The organism is Croceicoccus sp. Ery15 (assembly GCF_020985305.1).
Taxonomy (GTDB): Bacteria; Pseudomonadota; Alphaproteobacteria; order Sphingomonadales; family Sphingomonadaceae; genus Croceicoccus.
Genome location: NZ_CP087588.1, coordinates 1,148,347 through 1,163,297, shown reverse-complemented (window position 1 = coordinate 1,163,297; position 14,951 = coordinate 1,148,347). Strand labels below are relative to the sequence as shown.

Genomic DNA, 14,951 nt, shown 5'->3' with positions numbered 1-14,951 from the left:
AGCGGACTGCCCATGGCCAGCGCCGACGAACAACCGCCCGAAGGCGAACCGGCGATCCGCGTGGTCGCCATGCCGGCCGACACCAATGTCTATGGTGATATTTTCGGCGGGTGGCTGGTCAGCGTGATGGATAATGCGGCGGGGCTGATTGCCTCGCGCCGCGGCAAGGGGCGCGCGGTGACCGTGGCGATGGATAAGATGCTATTCCATGCACCAGTGTCGGTGGGGGATGAAGTGTCCGTATATGGCGACATTACCCGCATCGGACGCACGTCGATGACGATCAATGTCGAGGCATGGCGCCGCCATCGCTTTGAAGAAACGGCCGTAAAGGTGACCGAAGCGGATTTCACCTTTGTGGCGATAGATGAAAACGGGCGTCCGCGCCCGATTGAGGGTTAGGAGACTGCAAAGTGGCAGACAGCTATGACGTGATCGTGCTGGGTTCGGGGCCGGGGGGCTATGTCGCCGCCATCCGCAGCGCACAGCTTGGCCTGAAGACCGCCATCGTGGAGCGCGAATTGCTGGGCGGCATCTGCCTCAACTGGGGCTGCATCCCGACCAAGGCGCTGCTGCGTTCGGCCGAAATCTATCACTATATGCAGCACGCCAAGGATTATGGCCTTGCCGCCAAGGAAATCACTGCCGATCTGGAAGCGGTGGTAAAGCGTTCGCGCGGCGTGGCGAAGCAGCTGAATTCGGGTGTGACCCACCTGATGAAGAAGAACAAGATCACCGTCCACATGGGCACGGGCAAGCTGACCGCGCCCGGCAAGCTGGAAGTGAAGGGCGAAAAGGGCACCGAAGAGCTTTCGGCCAAGCATATCATCATCGCCACCGGCGCGCGTGCGCGCGACCTGCCGGGCAATCCGGCCGATGGCGACCGCATCTGGACCTATCGCCATGCAATGACGCCCAAGGAAATGCCGACCAAGCTGCTGGTGATCGGTTCGGGTGCGATCGGCATCGAATTTGCCAGCTTCTACAACGATATGGGCGTCGACGTCACTGTCGTGGAAATGATGGATCGTGTCGTTCCTGTCGAGGATAAGGACGTCTCCGCCTTCCTTGAAAAGGCCCTGGTCAAGCAAGGCATGACGATCAAGACCGGCGCGAAGGTCGAAATCACCGACAAGTCGGCAAAGAGCGTGAAGGCGAAGATCACCGACAAGGCGGGCAAGGCCGAAGAGGTTGAATTCAGCCATGTGATCACCGCCATCGGCATTGTTCCGAATGTCGAAGATATCGGCCTCGACGAATTGAAGATCGAGCCTGACCAGCGTTTCCACATCAAGGTCGACGATTACGGACGCACCAATGTGAAGGGCGTGTGGGCAATCGGCGATTGCACGCCCGGCCCGTGGCTGGCGCACAAGGCAAGCCATGAAGGCGTGACCGCAGCCGAGGCGATTGCACAGGAACTGGGGAACAAGGATGTGCATCCGCACGGACTTGATCGCAACAATATCCCGGGCTGCACCTATTGCCATCCGCAGATCGCCAGCGTCGGCATGACCGAGGCAAAGGCGAAGGAAGCCGGTTACGAAGTGAAGGTCGGCATGTTCCCCTTCATCGGGAACGGCAAGGCGATTGCGCTGGGTGAGCCCGAGGGCTTTACCAAGACCGTGTTCGACGCCAAGACCGGCGAATTGCTGGGCGCGCATATGATCGGCGCGGAAGTGACCGAAATGATCCAGGGCTATGTCGTCGGCAAGACGCTGGAAACGACCGAGGCGGAGCTGATGAACACGGTGTTTCCGCACCCGACCATCAGCGAGAGCATGCACGAAAGCGTGCTCGCGGCTTACGGACGCGCACTACATATTTGATGGCTTGAATGGGGCGGGGCCTGATGCTCCGCCCCGTTTTTATCGAGGCAACAGCACTGACCGCTGCGCCGCGACCGTTTCAATCAGCCAGTCCTTGCCTGCCCGAACCCGCGCCAGCGAATTGGTGTCGGCATGGGTCACGATCCAGAAACTGCGCAATATGGTCCGGTTCGGCAAAAGCGGCACCAGGCCCGGATCGGCATTCCCGATAAAGCGCGGCAACACGCCAAGACCGGCCCCTTGCGCGATCAGCCGGTGCTGCGCATTGATGCTCGACGAACGTAGCGTGGCTCGAAGGCCCGGGTGAATTTCGTCGAGATAGACCAGCTCGGGCGCATAGACCAGTTCGGGTACATAGCCGATCAGCCGGTGTCCCTCAGTCAGATCTTCGGCCCGTTGCGGCGTTCCAGCCTGCTCCAGATAGGCGTGTGTCGCATACAGCCCTAGCGCGTAATCCGACAGCTTGCGCGCGATCAGCTGCCCCGAACGGGGGCGCGATAGCATAACCGCAATATCCGCCTCGCGCCGCGAAGGGTTCAGAAATCCGCTGCTGGCAACCAGATCGATGGTCAGGGACGGGTGCGCGTCGGCAAGCTTCGGGATGTAGCGGGTCAGGAACCAGGTCCCGAACCCTTCGGAAACGCTGATACGCAGGCTGCCCGACAGGCCGCCGCCCGCATCGGCGCCGTCGCGGATCTTCGCGGCGGCGCGGGCCATGGTCGACACTTGTTCGAACAGATCCTCGCCCGCTTCGGTCAGTTGATGCCCTTCGGGTCCGCGTTCAAACAATGCGGCGCCAAGGCCGGTTTCCAAACGTTTCAGCCGCCGGCTGACGGTCGTTGCGTCGACGCCCAGCAGGTTGGCGGCATCGCTGGTCCGGCCCGATTGGGCGAGGGCCAGAAACACCTGAAAATCGCTCCAGTCGATATCCTGCATTTTTGCAGCACCATGCCGTAAAATTGATCGTTGCATGCAATGGTGCGCGCTGCAATGCTGTTTGGCAATACCAAGGCGCCACGGTTTTGCGCCGGACAAATACGGAGAGTGAAGGGCCATGCGCACGATAGACCATTTCATCGCAGGCGGAGCGGGGGCTTCTACTGGCCGCACGCATCAGGTGTGGAACCCCTCTACGGGCGAGGTTCAGGCGGAGGTGCCGCTGGGCGATGCGGCGCTGCTGGACCGCGCGGTGGAGATTGCGAAGAAGGTGCAGCCCGAATGGGCGGCGACCAATCCGCAGCGCCGCGCGCGGGTGATGTTCCGCTTCAAGGAGCTGATCGAACAGAACATGCAGCAGCTTGCCGAACTGCTGGCGAGCGAGCACGGCAAGGTGGTCGACGACGCCAAGGGCGACGTGCAGCGCGGTCTGGAAGTGATCGAGTTCGCCTGCGGCATCCCGCAAGTGCTGAAGGGCGAATATACCATCGGCGCGGGCACCGGCATCGATGTCTATTCGATGCGCCAGCCGCTGGGGATCGGCGCGGGGATCACCCCGTTCAACTTCCCCGCGATGATCCCGATGTGGATGTTCGGCATGGCGATCGCGGCAGGCAATGCCTTTATCCTGAAGCCCAGCGAGCGCGATCCCAGCGTGCCGGTGCGTCTGGCCGAACTGTTTACCGAGGCCGGCGCCCCCGAAGGTCTGTTGCAGGTCGTGCATGGCGACAAGGTGATGGTGGATGCGATCCTCGACCATCCGGACATCGCGGGGGTCAGCTTTGTCGGTTCGTCCGACATCGCGCATTACGTTTACAATCGCGGCGTCGCTGCCGGCAAACGCGTGCAGGCGATGGGCGGGGCCAAGAACCATGGCATTGTGATGCCCGATGCCGATCTCGACATGGTGGTCAACGATCTGTGCGGCGCGGCCTTCGGCTCGGCGGGCGAGCGCTGCATGGCGCTGCCCGTGGTGGTGCCGGTGGGCGAGGAAACGGCGGACCGCCTGCGCGAGAAGCTGATCCCCGCGATCAATGCGCTGCGCGTGGGCGTGTCGACCGATCCCGACGCGCATTATGGCCCCGTCGTGACGCCGGAGCACAAGGCGCGGATCGAGCAATGGATCCAGACCGCGGTGGACGAGGGTTCGGAACTGGTCATCGACGGTCGCGGCTTTACGCTGCAAGGGCATGAGAAGGGCTTTTTCGTGGCCCCCACGCTGCTCGACCGCGTGACGACCGATATGTCGAGCTATAAGGAAGAGATCTTCGGCCCCGTGCTGCAGATGGTGCGAGCCAAGGATTTCGAGGAAGCGGTCGCGCTGCCCAGCAAGCACCAGTACGGCAATGGCGTGGCGATCTTTACCCGCAACGGCCATGCGGCGCGCGAATTCGCGTCGCGGGTCAATGTGGGCATGGTCGGCGTGAACGTGCCGATCCCGGTGCCGGTTTCCTATCACAGCTTTGGCGGGTGGAAGCGCAGCGCATTCGGCGACACGAACCAGTACGGCATGGAAGGCCTGCGCTTTTGGACCAAGGTCAAGACTGTCACCCAACGCTGGCCCGACGGAGGTGGCGACGGCAGCAACGCGTTCCTGATACCGACCTTGTGATCGCATCCGGCACTATCCTTACGGGAAACAGGCAGGCTAGACCGCGTTCCCGAAGGATAGTGCCGAGGCGTTCGCAAAGGAGAATTCATGCGCAAGCCGACAACCCGTTTCATCACGCCGCTGCTGGTTATGGCCGGCGCGCTCGCCCTGGCATCTTGCGGATCTCAGGGTCCTGAGGAGGGCGCGGGTGACGATCCTGCCGCTGCTCCAGACGATACAGCAGCCCCCGTCGACACCGTCGCTGCCGAAACCGGCACCATTCCGGCCGAATTTCGCGGCAATTGGGGCATCAATGCTGCCGATTGCGAAGGCGGCGCGGCGGCCAAGGGCCTTCTTGAGATCGACGGGACGACGCTCACCTTTTATGAGTCGGTCGGCACCTTGGGCGACGACGTCACGCTTGAACCCCATGCGATCCAGGCCGTGTTCGCGTTCGAAGGCGAGGGCATGGAATGGACCCGCGAAATGCGGATGGAAACGCGCGACGACGGTCAGACCCTGATCCGGCAGGAAATGGGCGAGGACGCGATGCGGGGTGCCCTTGAATACCGCAAATGTCGTTAGAAAGGGGATTTTCGATGAAGTGTGGAACAAGCAGCCTTGCCCTTGCCGCTCTGGCTCCGTTTGCACTCGGCCTTGCCGGATGTGCAACGACCGCAACCGCCGACAGTGATCCTGCCGAAACCGGAGAAGTAGCCATGTGCGATGCCGCAAGTGTCCAGGACTGGATCGGCCAGACGGCAAGCCCCGAACTGGGGGCGGAATTATTGGCAGCGACTGGCGCGAAAACGCTCCGCTGGGGGCCGCCGCGCAGCGCCATGACGATGGATTACCGGCCCGACCGGCTGACCGTGACCTATGACGATAATATGGTGATCGACCGTATCAGCTGCGGCTGAATTCCGACTGCCCGATAAAAGAACAGAGGAACTATGACAGGCCAGTTCGACCTAACCGAAGATCAACAGGCGATACAGGAGATGGCGCGGCGCTTTGCCGCCGACGCCATCACGCCCCATGCCGCCCATTGGGATGAAGAAAAAATCCTGCCCCGCGACATGCTGACGCAGGCGGGTGAATTGGGCTTTGGCGCGATCTATGTCTCGGAAGAAGCGGGCGGCATCGGGCTGGGCCGGTTGGAAGCGGCGCTGATCATGGAGGCCCTGTCCTTTGGCTGTCCCTCGACCAGCGCGTTCATCTCGATCCACAATATGTCGACATGGATGATCGATGCGTTCGGGGCTGAGGCGGTGAAGGCCAAATATCTGCCAAGCCTTGTCACGCTGGATCAGGTTGCCAGCTATTGCCTGACCGAACCGGGATCGGGATCGGATGCCGCTGCGTTGAAGACCAAGGCGGTCGACAGGGGCGATCACTGGGAAGTTTCCGGATCGAAGCAGTTCATTTCGGGCGGCGGTGTAAACGAAATCTATGTCACCATGGTCCGCACGGGTGAGGATGGCCCCAAGGGCATATCCTGCATGGTGATCGAAAAGGACATGGAAGGCGTGTCCTTTGGCGCGCAGGAGAAAAAGCTGGGCTGGAATTCGCAGCCCACGGCCGCGCTCATCCTCGACAAGGTGAGGGTGCCCAAGGAAAACATCCTCGGTGCCGAGGGTGAGGGTTTCGCCATAGCCATGAACGGGCTGGACGGCGGACGCCTGAATATCGGTGCCTGTTCGCTGGGCGGTGCGCAGCGTGCGATTGACGAGGCGCTGGCCTATGTGAAGGATCGCCAGCAATTCGGCCGTGCCATTGCCGATTTCCAGAACACACAATTCACGCTGGCCGATATGGCGGCAGAACTGGAAGCGGCGCGCGCCTTGCTTTATCTTGCGGCTGCCAAGGTGACCGCAGGTTCGCCCGACAAAACGCGTTTTGCCGCGATGGCCAAGATGATCGCCACCGAAACCGGCAGCAGCGTGGTCGACCGCGCTCTGCAATTGTTCGGCGGTTACGGTTATCTCAAGGAATATCCTGTCGAAAAGCTGTGGCGCGACCTGCGCGTCCATTCGATCCTGGAAGGGACGAACCAGATCATGCGTATGATCGTCGGACGGGAGATGGTGAAATGAGCGATGTGCTGATCCACACGCATGGCACGCCGGGCAAGAAGATCGGTCATATCTCGCTAAACCGGTCCAAGGCGATCCATTCGCTGACAATGGACATGTGCGAGGCGATGATCGCGGCGCTGCTGGAGTGGCGTGATGATGATGAGGTGAAGGCGGTCGTCCTCGATCATGCCGAGGGGCGCGGTTTCTGTGCGGGCGGTGATGTGACGCTATTGCGCAATTCGGCGTTGGAAGATGGCGGCAAGACGGGGGCTGCGTTCTTCTACCGCGAATATCAGCTGAACCATCTGCTGTTCACGTTCCCCAAATCGGTGATCGCCTTCATGGACGGCATCACCATGGGCGGCGGTGTCGGTATCGCGCAGCCGGCGCAATATCGCGTGGTCACCGAAAATACGCGCTATGCCATGCCTGAAACCGGAATCGGCCTGATCTGCGATGTTGGCGGCGGCTGGTATCTGTCGCGCCTGCCGGGTCAATTGGGGAAGTTTCTGGGCCTGACGGGCGCGCGGCTCGACGGCTCGGAATGCCTGTGGGCGGGGCTAGGCACGCATTACCTCAGCAGCGCTGCCACGGCAGAAGCGAAAGCGCGCATCACCGAAGATCCCGACAGGATCGAGATGATCCTCGGCTCTCTGGCGGTGGAGCCGCCCGAAGCGCGCCTGCGCGGCAATATGGCGCAGATCGACCGTCTGTTCGCGGGCGACACGCTGGCCGAAATTATCGCGGCGCTGGAGGCCGATGGCGGCGAATGGGCGGGCAAGGAATTGCGCACATTGCGCACCAAAAGCCCCATGACCTGCGCGCTGGTGCTTCGCCAGCTGCGCGAGGGTGTGCGGGCCAGCACTTTTGCCGAGAATATGGCGATGGAATTCCGCGCAGCCAGCCGCACGATCATGCTGCCCGATTTTGCCGAGGGTGTGCGCGCGTTGCTGGTCGACAAGACCGGCGATCCGGCATGGAATCCGGCAAATGTCGCGGATATCGACCCCAAGGCGGTGGATGCTGTGTTCGCGCCGCTCCCGCCCGAAGAGGAATGGAGACCTTTATGAGCTTTGAGACGATCCTTGTCGAAACGCAGGGGGCGGTGACGCTTGTCACGCTGAACCGGCCCAAGGCGCTGAACGCGCTGAATTCGCAGGTTCTGGCCGATCTGGTTGCCGCCTTCGCCGATTATGAGCGCGATGCGAGCCAGCGCTGTCTGGTGCTGACAGGCAGTGGGGACAAGGCCTTTGCCGCTGGGGCCGACATCAAGGAAATGCTCGAGAAGCAGGCACCGGATTTCTACCTAGAGGACTTCTTCGTAGGTTGGACATCGGATCTGGTGAAGAAAACTCGCAAGCCGTGGATCGCTGCCGTGAACGGTTTTGCTCTGGGCGGCGGGTGCGAGCTTGCCATGATGGCCGATTTCATTCTGGCGTCGGACACTGCGAAATTCGGCCAGCCCGAAATTAAGCTTGGCGTGGCGCCCGGCATGGGCGGTTCGCAGCGGCTGACCAAGGCGATCGGCAAGTCCAAGGCAATGGAAATGTGCCTGACGGGCCGGATGATGGGTGCCGAAGAGGCCGAACGGGCAGGGCTGGTCGCGCGGATCGTGCCGGCTGCCGATTTGCTGGACGATGCGCTGAAAACCGCGGCGGCGATTGCCGCCATGCCGCCGATGGCCGCGATGATGAACAAGGAAATGGTGCACATGGCGTTCGAAACGACGCTGGATCAGGGGCTGGTGGCCGAACGACGCATGTTCCAGATCTTGGTGGCCACCGAGGATAAGGCCGAGGGCATGTCCGCGTTTGTCGATAAGCGCGAAGGACAATGGAAGGGGCGCTAAGGCCCTGCCGCATCACGGATTTCCGGAGAGGATAGCAATATGAAAATCGCCTTCATCGGTCTTGGCAATATGGGCGGCGGCATGGCCACGAATCTGGCCAAGGCCGGGCATGATGTATCGGCTTTCGACCTGAGCGAGGTTGCATTGGCCCATGCGGTCGAAGCGGGCTGTACCGGTTTTGCCTCGGCCAAAGAGGCAGTGGCCGGTGTCGACGCGGTGGTGTCGATGTTGCCCAATGGCGCGATCGTCGATGCGGTCTATGGAAACGAGATCATCGGCCATGCCCCCAAGGGCGCATTGCTGATCGATTGTTCGACCATCGATGTCGCCACTGCGCGCAAGGTGATTTCGGCGGCGCAAGCGGCCGGTTACGACATGGTCGATGCACCGGTTTCGGGCGGCATCGCGGCGGCCAATGGCGGCACGCTGACCTTTATGGTGGGCGGGACCGATGCTGCTTTTGCGCGCGCCGAACCCGTCCTCGATCCGATGGCCAAGGCCGTGATCCGCGCCGGGGATGCCGGTGCGGGACAAGTGGCCAAGATGTGCAACAACATGCTGCTGGCATGCCACATGATCGGCACGTGCGAGGCGCTGAAACTGGCCGAACGCAACGGGCTGGCGATGGAGAAATTTCACGAGATCAGTTCGAAGTCGACGGGCTATTGCTGGTCGCTCAACGATTATACGCCTGCACCGGGTGTCGGCGCGGCTAGCCCGGCCGATAATGGGTATGCAGGCGGTTTCGCCGTGGCGCTGATGCTGAAGGACCTGAAACTTGCCATGGATGCGGCAGCAGGCAGCGGGGCCAAGGTGGACCTGGGCGCCAAGGCGACCGAGATATACGAGGCAGCCAATGCGGCAGGCTTGGGCGGCAAGGACTTTGGCGCGATTTTCGAAACGCTTTAGTCTTCGCCGGTTTCGGCCATTTCCTCTCCCGACGGCGCGCGCAATATGGGCGCGCCGCCGCGATAGAGATGTTCCAGCACGACGCGGTGAAGCGGGCGCTTGAACTCTACGCCATAGAAAGAGCCTTCGTTCCAGCAGATGCGCGCGGGAAAGGCCGAGATATGACCCATGGTCAGCATGATATCCGCGCCGACCGGCAGCTGGTACATGCGTTCAAGCAGGCGGCAGCCTTTTGGCGACAAATCGATGATGATCGCCGCGCGCTCGCGCCCGTTGGCGATGCGATAAAGTCCATGAACCGTCACTCGCGAACGGTCCTCGATGCGCAGGTTCATAATGGCTCCGGATTGCGTGCCTGCGCAAGCTATCACCAAGCCGTGCAATAATTCGTTAACGCTGCCGATTATCCACCGCAATCCGTGCCACGATGCCGCGCCGGTGCCGCTGATCGGGCACCGGCGCACATCTTCATTCGGCGCCGGCCTCTTCCCATTCGGCCAGCTTGGCGGTGGCGGTGGTCGGACCGGAGACGATGACATCCTCGTGGTCGTTGATCATCGCCATGAATGCGCCCGGTGCCGGCTTGGGAATGTTCAGCTTCTTGCCGGCCGCTTCCATCTTTTCCATCGCGTCGTCGGGCCAGGGCTGCGATATCTGGATCATCGTCCAGCCCGCGCCCTGTTCGTGAAAATAGAACACATCGGCAGGCAGTCCCGCTTCGGCGGCGACCTTTTCGCGCATGGCCATAAAGCGCAGCGCGTCCATATACCGGTCGCCCTTGATCTTATAGAGCGTGATGATGGTGGAATCGTCCAGCGACTGCGCGATGGCGGGTTGCGCGGTCAGGGCGATGGCAGCGGTGCAGGCCGCGATGGCAGTGCGGCGGATCGTGGACATATTCATGAGGCAGTCCCCCCTTATGAGCGTGACAATGCGCGACCCATTGGGAGAGATTGTTTCAGGTATCGGCCTTTGATTGACGAAAACGACTCCCCCAACCCGACTATGCGTCGGGGGAGGCAATTATTCAAACTTTAAGTAAATCGCCCCGTCAGAGCAGTCGCTTCTCTTCAAGAAGGTCAGGCAGGTCGTTTTCATACAGCACGACATCTTCGGGCTTTGTGTCGATCTGCAAAGCCTTGCGCGCCTCGGCAAAGCTGGCGACTTCGATCGCGGGCTTGCCTGCGGCGGCCAGCGCGCCGGTAAAGCCGGCAATGCGCGAGGGATTGACCGCATAGATGACATCGGCCAGCCCCGCCGCATATTCGCCCAGCTTGGCATGGACGCGGTCATGCTCCATCCCCAGCTCTGCAATGCCGGGGGTGACCAGAATCGCCCGCCCGCCACGCTGTTTCGCCAGTTCGGATGCCACCGCGACGGCATTGCGGAACCCTGCCTCGTTCGCATTATAGGCATCGTCCAGCACCAGCGCCTCGCTGGGGCTTTCCCGCTTTTGCAAACGGTGCGGCACTTGTTCGACATCAGGGGTGACCAGCGGTATGCGCTTTGCAATGGCGGGATCGATGATCGCGGCCATCGCCACGGCCAGTGCCGAATTGGTGACATTGTGTTCGCCAAGCAGCGGCAATTCATAGCTGATGGTGCCAATGCCTTCGCTGCGCCTGTCCTTCAGCGTAATGACCCAGTCGGCATCCTGCAGCGCGGCGCTGACAATGCGGATATCGGCGTTTTCTTCCGGTCCGACGGTCACGACCTGTCCGGGGAAGCGTTCGGCCAGCCCGCGAAACGGGGCGTAATCCATCACCTGCGTCGCGACGACGGCCGTGCCGCCCTTGTCGCACACGGCCTCGACCAGTTCGGACTTGGCCTTTGCGATATTCTCGACCGATCCGAACCGTTCGGTATGCGCGTCGCCGATGGCGGTGACGATGCCGTAATCGGGCTGCACGAACCGGCACAGCCGAGCGACCGATCCGATACCGTATGCTCCCATTTCCGCGATGAAATAGCGATGGCTCCATTGCAGCCGTTCGCGGATATGGCGGGTAAGGCCCAGCACCGTATTGATCGACCCGCGCGAGTAGAACACCGGCGCGGACACGCCCAGCACCTCGGCGAAAATATGCTTGGTGGTGGTCTTGCCGAAACTGCCGGTAATGCCGATGCGCAAGGGATCGAGCCGTGCCAGCTTGTCGCGTGCCTCTGCGACGAAACCCTCATTCACCCTTTCCTGTACGGGTTGCAGAATGGCATTGGCGATGATTAGTGCCAGCGGCGGCAGTTGTATTGCGATCAGCGCCTGTATCGGCCCCATCGTGGCCAGCAGGACCAGCAGCACGCAGATGATGGCGGCCACATTGCGGATGCGTCTGGCCCGTTCGGTCAGGGCGAGCGGCTTTTTGTAGCGATACTGCTTTTCGTGCCATGCGATCGCCACCAGCAGCGCTGCGCTGGCCAAGATCGAGGTCAGCGCCAGCCCGACCAGTTCGCCCTTTGCCATGGCGAGCGCAGCAATGCCCGTCAGCACCAGCAGGACGATGCTGGCGCGCACATCGAACAGCCGCATGCGCAGGATCGCGGCGGGGAAGCGGCGGGCGTTATATTCCTCCTGCTGGAAATAGGTGAGCAGCGTATGAAGTCGCACCCACAGCAGAAATGCGAATGCAGCAGCGAACAGGATGACGGTCAGATAGATCATCGGCCGCGCTCCGAGGTTCCGGCCCCTGGCAGATCGCTGGCCGTCGGTGCGCCCTTGGGCAGCCCTTCCTTGATGGCCAGCGCGATCTGGTGCCGACCGCGGTCGAGGATCGAGATATGGTCGCAGAACGGCACTTCGACATAGCTGGCAGCCGGCACCAGCGAAGCGATCTTGCGGCCCACCTCGGGCGGGGTGTCGACATCGTCGGCGCCATAGATCAGCGTGGTCGGCATGGTAATGCGCGGCAATTCGGCGGTCTGGTCCTCGGTCACCGTGGCAGTGAAAATATCGCGCATGCCGGTTTCGCGGCTGTGCACGTAATCGGGGCTGCCGAATTTCTTTTCCAGCGCGATCAGCGCCGCCTCGTCCTTCGCCTGTGCCTTCAGGCGCTGGAACCGGGCAGAGCGGCGCTTGCCCTTGAACTGTTCCCACCGCGTGCGGTTGCGCGGAACGCCTGCGCCCGCCACGATCACCAGTCGCTCGATTAATCCGCCCGACCGGCGGCCGAGCCGCAGGCCTATACGCCCGCCAAGGCTGTGCCCGACCCATGTGCACAGGTCGAACCCCAGCTGGTCCACCATGTGGCGCGCCATGTAATCGGCGTATTCCACCGTTCCCCACGCATCATCCGGCCTCTCGCTCTTGCCGAAACCCGGCAGATCGAACAGGTAGGCATCGATAAGCGGCGCAAGCGCCTCGGCAACAGGGATGAAATCGCGGTGCGAACGATCCCAGCCGTGACCGAACGCCACTTTGGGCGCGCCCGGCGTGCCGATCCGAATATGATGGGGAGGCTTCATGCCGCCCTTCTTACAGCGCCAGATGCGGCGCACAAGATGAGCACGCGTCACCCTGTGGGTGGCCTGCGTTGGAACTGGGGATAGCGCACATGTCGGTCGCGAATGACAACAGGTTGAAAGTGGCCGTGCTGTTCGGCGGCGCCAGTCAGGAACACGATGTCTCGGTCGTGTCGGCCCATCAGCTGATGGACGGCTGCGACGTGCGCGAGATCGAGGTGATCCCCGTCTATACGGATTTTGAGAACCGCTTCTTCTCCGCCCCGTTTCTGCGCGACATCAGGCGGTTCAAGCCCAAGCCCTCTGGCGCGCCCGAAGTATTTTTCCGCTGGAGCGAGCGCGGCCCGGTGATGCAAACACTTCACGGGCATGAGCAGACGCCCATTGATTGCGTGCTGCCCGTCTTTCACGGACCGTTCGGAGAGGACGGGCGCCTGCAAGGCCATTTCGAAATGCTGGGCATTCCGATAACGGGCTTTGCCGCCGGTTCCAGCGCGATGGCCATGCGCAAGGACGCGACCAAGGCGCTGGTAAAGCTGGCGGGCGTAAACGTGCTGGACCACGTGACCGCGAACCGGGCGAAACTGGCCGATACGCAGGCCCTGATCGCGGAGGTCGAAGCCAAATTCGGATTTCCGACCATCGTAAAGCCCGCCAATCTGGGCAGTTCCATCGGGGTCGGACTGGCCAGAACGGCAGCCGAATTGCCCGCGCTGGTCGCCTATGTGCTGGCGCAGGACAATCTGGCGATTATCGAGCCGCAGGTTCAGAACCTGGTCGAATATAATATCGCCATGCGTTGGGACCGCGATGCGCAGGATGTAAAGCTGTCGGCGATAGAGCGTCCGAAGAGCGGTGCGGAACTGCTGGATTTCAAGGAAAAATATCTGTCGTCCGGTGGTGGGACCAAGGGGTCTTTCCTGCCGTCCGAAGGCATGTTGTCGCTAACCCGCGATATCAATCCCGATCTGCCCGCCGACATGAAGGCGACGATCCATGACTATGCCCGCCGCGCCTTTATCGCGCTGGGCCACCGCGGCGCGCCGCGCATCGATTTCATGTCGAACCGCGAAACAGGCGAAATCTGGTTCAACGAGATCAACGCCATTCCCGGCAGCTATGGCTTTTTCCTGTGGGAAGCTGCGGAGGAACCGTTGTTGTTCCCCGAACTGGTCAATCATCTGGTATCGGAAGCGCTGGCAGGCAGCGTGAAGCGGTTCGACGATCCGGTGCCGCAGGGTGCCTATCTGCTGCCGCGTTAAAAGAAGGCGATTGCGGGCTTTCGTATCGGGCCATCGCTGCTAGGCATAGGGCCATGACTATGGACCAGAAACTCGTCGCCATCGATGTGGGCGGTACCAATGCCCGTTTCGCGATTGCCGAGGTCGCAAACGGAGCCGTCACCCGTCTGGCCGAACCGATTACCTTCGCCACGGGCAGTGTTGCCGGCCTTGCAGCGGCATGGCAGCGCTTTGCCGATGCTCAGGACGAGCCGCTTCCCCGCGCCGCGGCGATAGCCGTGGCGGGGCCCGTCAGTGCCGAGACGATCAAGTTCACCAATTCGCACTGGATCATCCGGCCTGCCGAAATCGCATCGGAACTGGGGGTCGATTCCCATGTGCTGATCAACGACTTCGAGGCAGTGGGCCATGCGGTGGCCGCAGCCGATCCGGCGCATTTCGAACATCTGGCCGGGCCGGAAGAATTTCCGCCCCATGGCACCACCACGATCTGCGGGCCCGGCACCGGCCTTGGGGTCGCGGCGCTGATCAGGCGGGCGGATGGATCCTATCGCGTGCAACCGACCGAGGGTGGCCACATCGGATTCGCGCCCGAAGATCGCGTGGAGGAACAGATCCTCGCGAATGTACGCGCATCCCTTCCGCGCGTGTCGGTGGAACGGATGTGTTCGGGACCGGCGATCGTTTATCTGGCCGAATCCATCGCGAGGATGGAGGGGTTGCCCATGCCATCGGGCGACGACCGCGAATTATGGCTGTCGGCGTTGACGGGCAGCGATCCCGTGGCGGTGATGGCATGCGAACGCTTTTGCATGATGCTGGGCGCGGCGGCAGGCGATCTGGCACTGGCCCATGGTGCCAATGCGGTCGTGATCGCCGGCGGATTGGGTCTGCGGCTTAAGGATGAGCTGTCGAAACCCGCCTTTGCCGACCGCTTCGTCTATAAGGGCCGGTTCAGGCATCTGATGGAAAAGCTGCCGGTCAAGCTGATCACCCATCCACAACCTGGGTTGTTCGGTGCGGCGGCGGCCTATGCGCAGGCCCATGGACCTGCTTAGGGCC

16 protein-coding genes are annotated in these 14,951 nt (G+C 61.9%); 11 read left to right on the top strand and 5 right to left on the bottom strand.

The window, feature by feature from the left end; all coding sequences use genetic code 11:
• Positions 1–12: 12 nt before the first annotated feature.
• Together LOZ77_RS05775 and lpdA are read left to right on the top strand one after the other, a co-directional pair.
• Positions 13–402: an acyl-CoA thioesterase gene (locus tag LOZ77_RS05775; protein ID WP_230281232.1), complete on the top strand. Its 390-nt coding sequence runs from the start codon at positions 13–15 to the stop codon at positions 400–402.
• A gap of 11 nt (positions 403–413) precedes the next feature.
• Positions 414–1,829: a dihydrolipoyl dehydrogenase gene (gene lpdA, locus LOZ77_RS05770; protein WP_230281231.1), complete on the top strand. Its 1,416-nt coding sequence runs from the start codon at positions 414–416 to the stop codon at positions 1,827–1,829.
• A gap of 39 nt (positions 1,830–1,868) precedes the next feature.
• On the opposite strand, the gene LOZ77_RS05765 is transcribed toward lpdA, so the two are convergent.
• Complete coding sequence (locus LOZ77_RS05765; protein ID WP_230281230.1) at positions 1,869–2,765, bottom strand: LysR family transcriptional regulator; 897 nt, start codon at positions 2,763–2,765, stop codon at positions 1,869–1,871.
• 118 nt (positions 2,766–2,883) lie between these two features.
• Between LOZ77_RS05765 and LOZ77_RS05760 the strand changes: the two genes are divergently transcribed.
• From LOZ77_RS05760 to mmsB, 7 genes are all read left to right on the top strand, one after another.
• The gene (locus LOZ77_RS05760; protein WP_230281229.1) at positions 2,884–4,377 is read left to right on the top strand and encodes a CoA-acylating methylmalonate-semialdehyde dehydrogenase; all 1,494 of its coding nucleotides are present in this window, start codon (positions 2,884–2,886) and stop codon (positions 4,375–4,377) included.
• A gap of 87 nt (positions 4,378–4,464) precedes the next feature.
• The gene (locus tag LOZ77_RS05755) at positions 4,465–4,941 is read left to right on the top strand and encodes a hypothetical protein (protein ID WP_230281228.1); all 477 of its coding nucleotides are present in this window, start codon (positions 4,465–4,467) and stop codon (positions 4,939–4,941) included.
• 14 nt (positions 4,942–4,955) lie between these two features.
• The gene (locus LOZ77_RS05750; RefSeq protein ID WP_230281227.1) at positions 4,956–5,276 is read left to right on the top strand and encodes an I78 family peptidase inhibitor; all 321 of its coding nucleotides are present in this window, start codon (positions 4,956–4,958) and stop codon (positions 5,274–5,276) included.
• A gap of 33 nt (positions 5,277–5,309) precedes the next feature.
• A complete protein-coding gene (locus tag LOZ77_RS05745; protein ID WP_230281226.1) occupies positions 5,310–6,452 on the top strand; it encodes an acyl-CoA dehydrogenase family protein in 1,143 nt (380 codons plus the stop codon).
• A complete protein-coding gene (locus LOZ77_RS05740; RefSeq protein WP_230281225.1) occupies positions 6,449–7,504 on the top strand; it encodes an enoyl-CoA hydratase/isomerase family protein in 1,056 nt (351 codons plus the stop codon). The genes LOZ77_RS05745 and LOZ77_RS05740 overlap by 4 nt, the downstream gene beginning before the upstream one ends.
• Complete coding sequence (locus LOZ77_RS05735) at positions 7,501–8,283, top strand: enoyl-CoA hydratase-related protein (RefSeq protein WP_230281224.1); 783 nt, start codon at positions 7,501–7,503, stop codon at positions 8,281–8,283. The genes LOZ77_RS05740 and LOZ77_RS05735 overlap by 4 nt, the downstream gene beginning before the upstream one ends.
• Positions 8,284–8,322: 39 nt before the next feature.
• On the top strand, positions 8,323–9,192 hold the full coding sequence (gene mmsB, locus LOZ77_RS05730) for a 3-hydroxyisobutyrate dehydrogenase (protein WP_230281223.1): 870 nt from the start codon (positions 8,323–8,325) through the stop codon (positions 9,190–9,192).
• Here the strand turns inward: mmsB and LOZ77_RS05725 are convergent.
• From LOZ77_RS05725 to LOZ77_RS05710, 4 genes are all read right to left on the bottom strand, one after another.
• Positions 9,189–9,527 carry a PilZ domain-containing protein gene (locus LOZ77_RS05725; RefSeq protein ID WP_230281222.1) on the bottom strand — a complete coding sequence of 113 codons (339 nt, stop codon included), beginning with the start codon at positions 9,525–9,527 and terminating at the stop codon, positions 9,189–9,191. The genes mmsB and LOZ77_RS05725 overlap by 4 nt on opposite strands.
• Positions 9,528–9,660: 133 nt before the next feature.
• Positions 9,661–10,095, bottom strand: coding sequence for a hypothetical protein (locus LOZ77_RS05720; protein WP_230281221.1), 435 nt, complete (start codon positions 10,093–10,095; stop codon positions 9,661–9,663).
• 148 nt (positions 10,096–10,243) lie between these two features.
• On the bottom strand, positions 10,244–11,851 hold the full coding sequence (locus tag LOZ77_RS05715; RefSeq protein WP_230281220.1) for a UDP-N-acetylmuramoyl-tripeptide--D-alanyl-D-alanine ligase: 1,608 nt from the start codon (positions 11,849–11,851) through the stop codon (positions 10,244–10,246).
• Positions 11,848–12,651, bottom strand: coding sequence for an alpha/beta fold hydrolase (locus LOZ77_RS05710; RefSeq protein ID WP_230281219.1), 804 nt, complete (start codon positions 12,649–12,651; stop codon positions 11,848–11,850). The genes LOZ77_RS05715 and LOZ77_RS05710 overlap by 4 nt, the downstream gene beginning before the upstream one ends.
• An 89-nt stretch (positions 12,652–12,740) precedes the next feature.
• Between LOZ77_RS05710 and LOZ77_RS05705 the strand changes: the two genes are divergently transcribed.
• The gene (locus LOZ77_RS05705) at positions 12,741–13,910 is read left to right on the top strand and encodes a hypothetical protein (protein WP_230281218.1); all 1,170 of its coding nucleotides are present in this window, start codon (positions 12,741–12,743) and stop codon (positions 13,908–13,910) included.
• A 59-nt stretch (positions 13,911–13,969) separates the two neighbouring features.
• The gene (locus LOZ77_RS05700) at positions 13,970–14,947 is read left to right on the top strand and encodes a glucokinase (RefSeq protein WP_230281780.1); all 978 of its coding nucleotides are present in this window, start codon (positions 13,970–13,972) and stop codon (positions 14,945–14,947) included.
• Positions 14,948–14,951: the final 4 nt, after the last annotated feature.

Bases quoted from the DNA above. Each gene is read 5' to 3' on its own strand.
- LOZ77_RS05755 (WP_230281228.1), top strand. From the start codon at position 4,465: ATGCGCAAGCCGACAACCCGTTTCATCACGCCGCTGCTGGTTATGGCC.
- LOZ77_RS05735 (WP_230281224.1), top strand. From the start codon at position 7,501: ATGAGCTTTGAGACGATCCTTGTCGAAACGCAGGGGGCGGTGACGCTT.
- LOZ77_RS05725 (WP_230281222.1), bottom strand. From the start codon at position 9,527: ATGAACCTGCGCATCGAGGACCGTTCGCGAGTGACGGTTCATGGACTT.
- LOZ77_RS05765 (WP_230281230.1), bottom strand. From the start codon at position 2,765: ATGCAGGATATCGACTGGAGCGATTTTCAGGTGTTTCTGGCCCTCGCC.
- LOZ77_RS05715 (WP_230281220.1), bottom strand. From the start codon at position 11,851: ATGATCTATCTGACCGTCATCCTGTTCGCTGCTGCATTCGCATTTCTG.
- LOZ77_RS05720 (WP_230281221.1), bottom strand. From the start codon at position 10,095: ATGAATATGTCCACGATCCGCCGCACTGCCATCGCGGCCTGCACCGCT.
- LOZ77_RS05750 (WP_230281227.1), top strand. From the start codon at position 4,956: ATGAAGTGTGGAACAAGCAGCCTTGCCCTTGCCGCTCTGGCTCCGTTT.
- LOZ77_RS05775 (WP_230281232.1), top strand. From the start codon at position 13: ATGGCCAGCGCCGACGAACAACCGCCCGAAGGCGAACCGGCGATCCGC.
- LOZ77_RS05700 (WP_230281780.1), top strand. From the start codon at position 13,970: ATGGACCAGAAACTCGTCGCCATCGATGTGGGCGGTACCAATGCCCGT.
- mmsB (WP_230281223.1), top strand. From the start codon at position 8,323: ATGAAAATCGCCTTCATCGGTCTTGGCAATATGGGCGGCGGCATGGCC.
- LOZ77_RS05760 (WP_230281229.1), top strand. From the start codon at position 2,884: ATGCGCACGATAGACCATTTCATCGCAGGCGGAGCGGGGGCTTCTACT.
- LOZ77_RS05705 (WP_230281218.1), top strand. From the start codon at position 12,741: ATGTCGGTCGCGAATGACAACAGGTTGAAAGTGGCCGTGCTGTTCGGC.
- LOZ77_RS05710 (WP_230281219.1), bottom strand. From the start codon at position 12,651: ATGAAGCCTCCCCATCATATTCGGATCGGCACGCCGGGCGCGCCCAAA.
- LOZ77_RS05745 (WP_230281226.1), top strand. From the start codon at position 5,310: ATGACAGGCCAGTTCGACCTAACCGAAGATCAACAGGCGATACAGGAG.
- LOZ77_RS05740 (WP_230281225.1), top strand. From the start codon at position 6,449: ATGAGCGATGTGCTGATCCACACGCATGGCACGCCGGGCAAGAAGATC.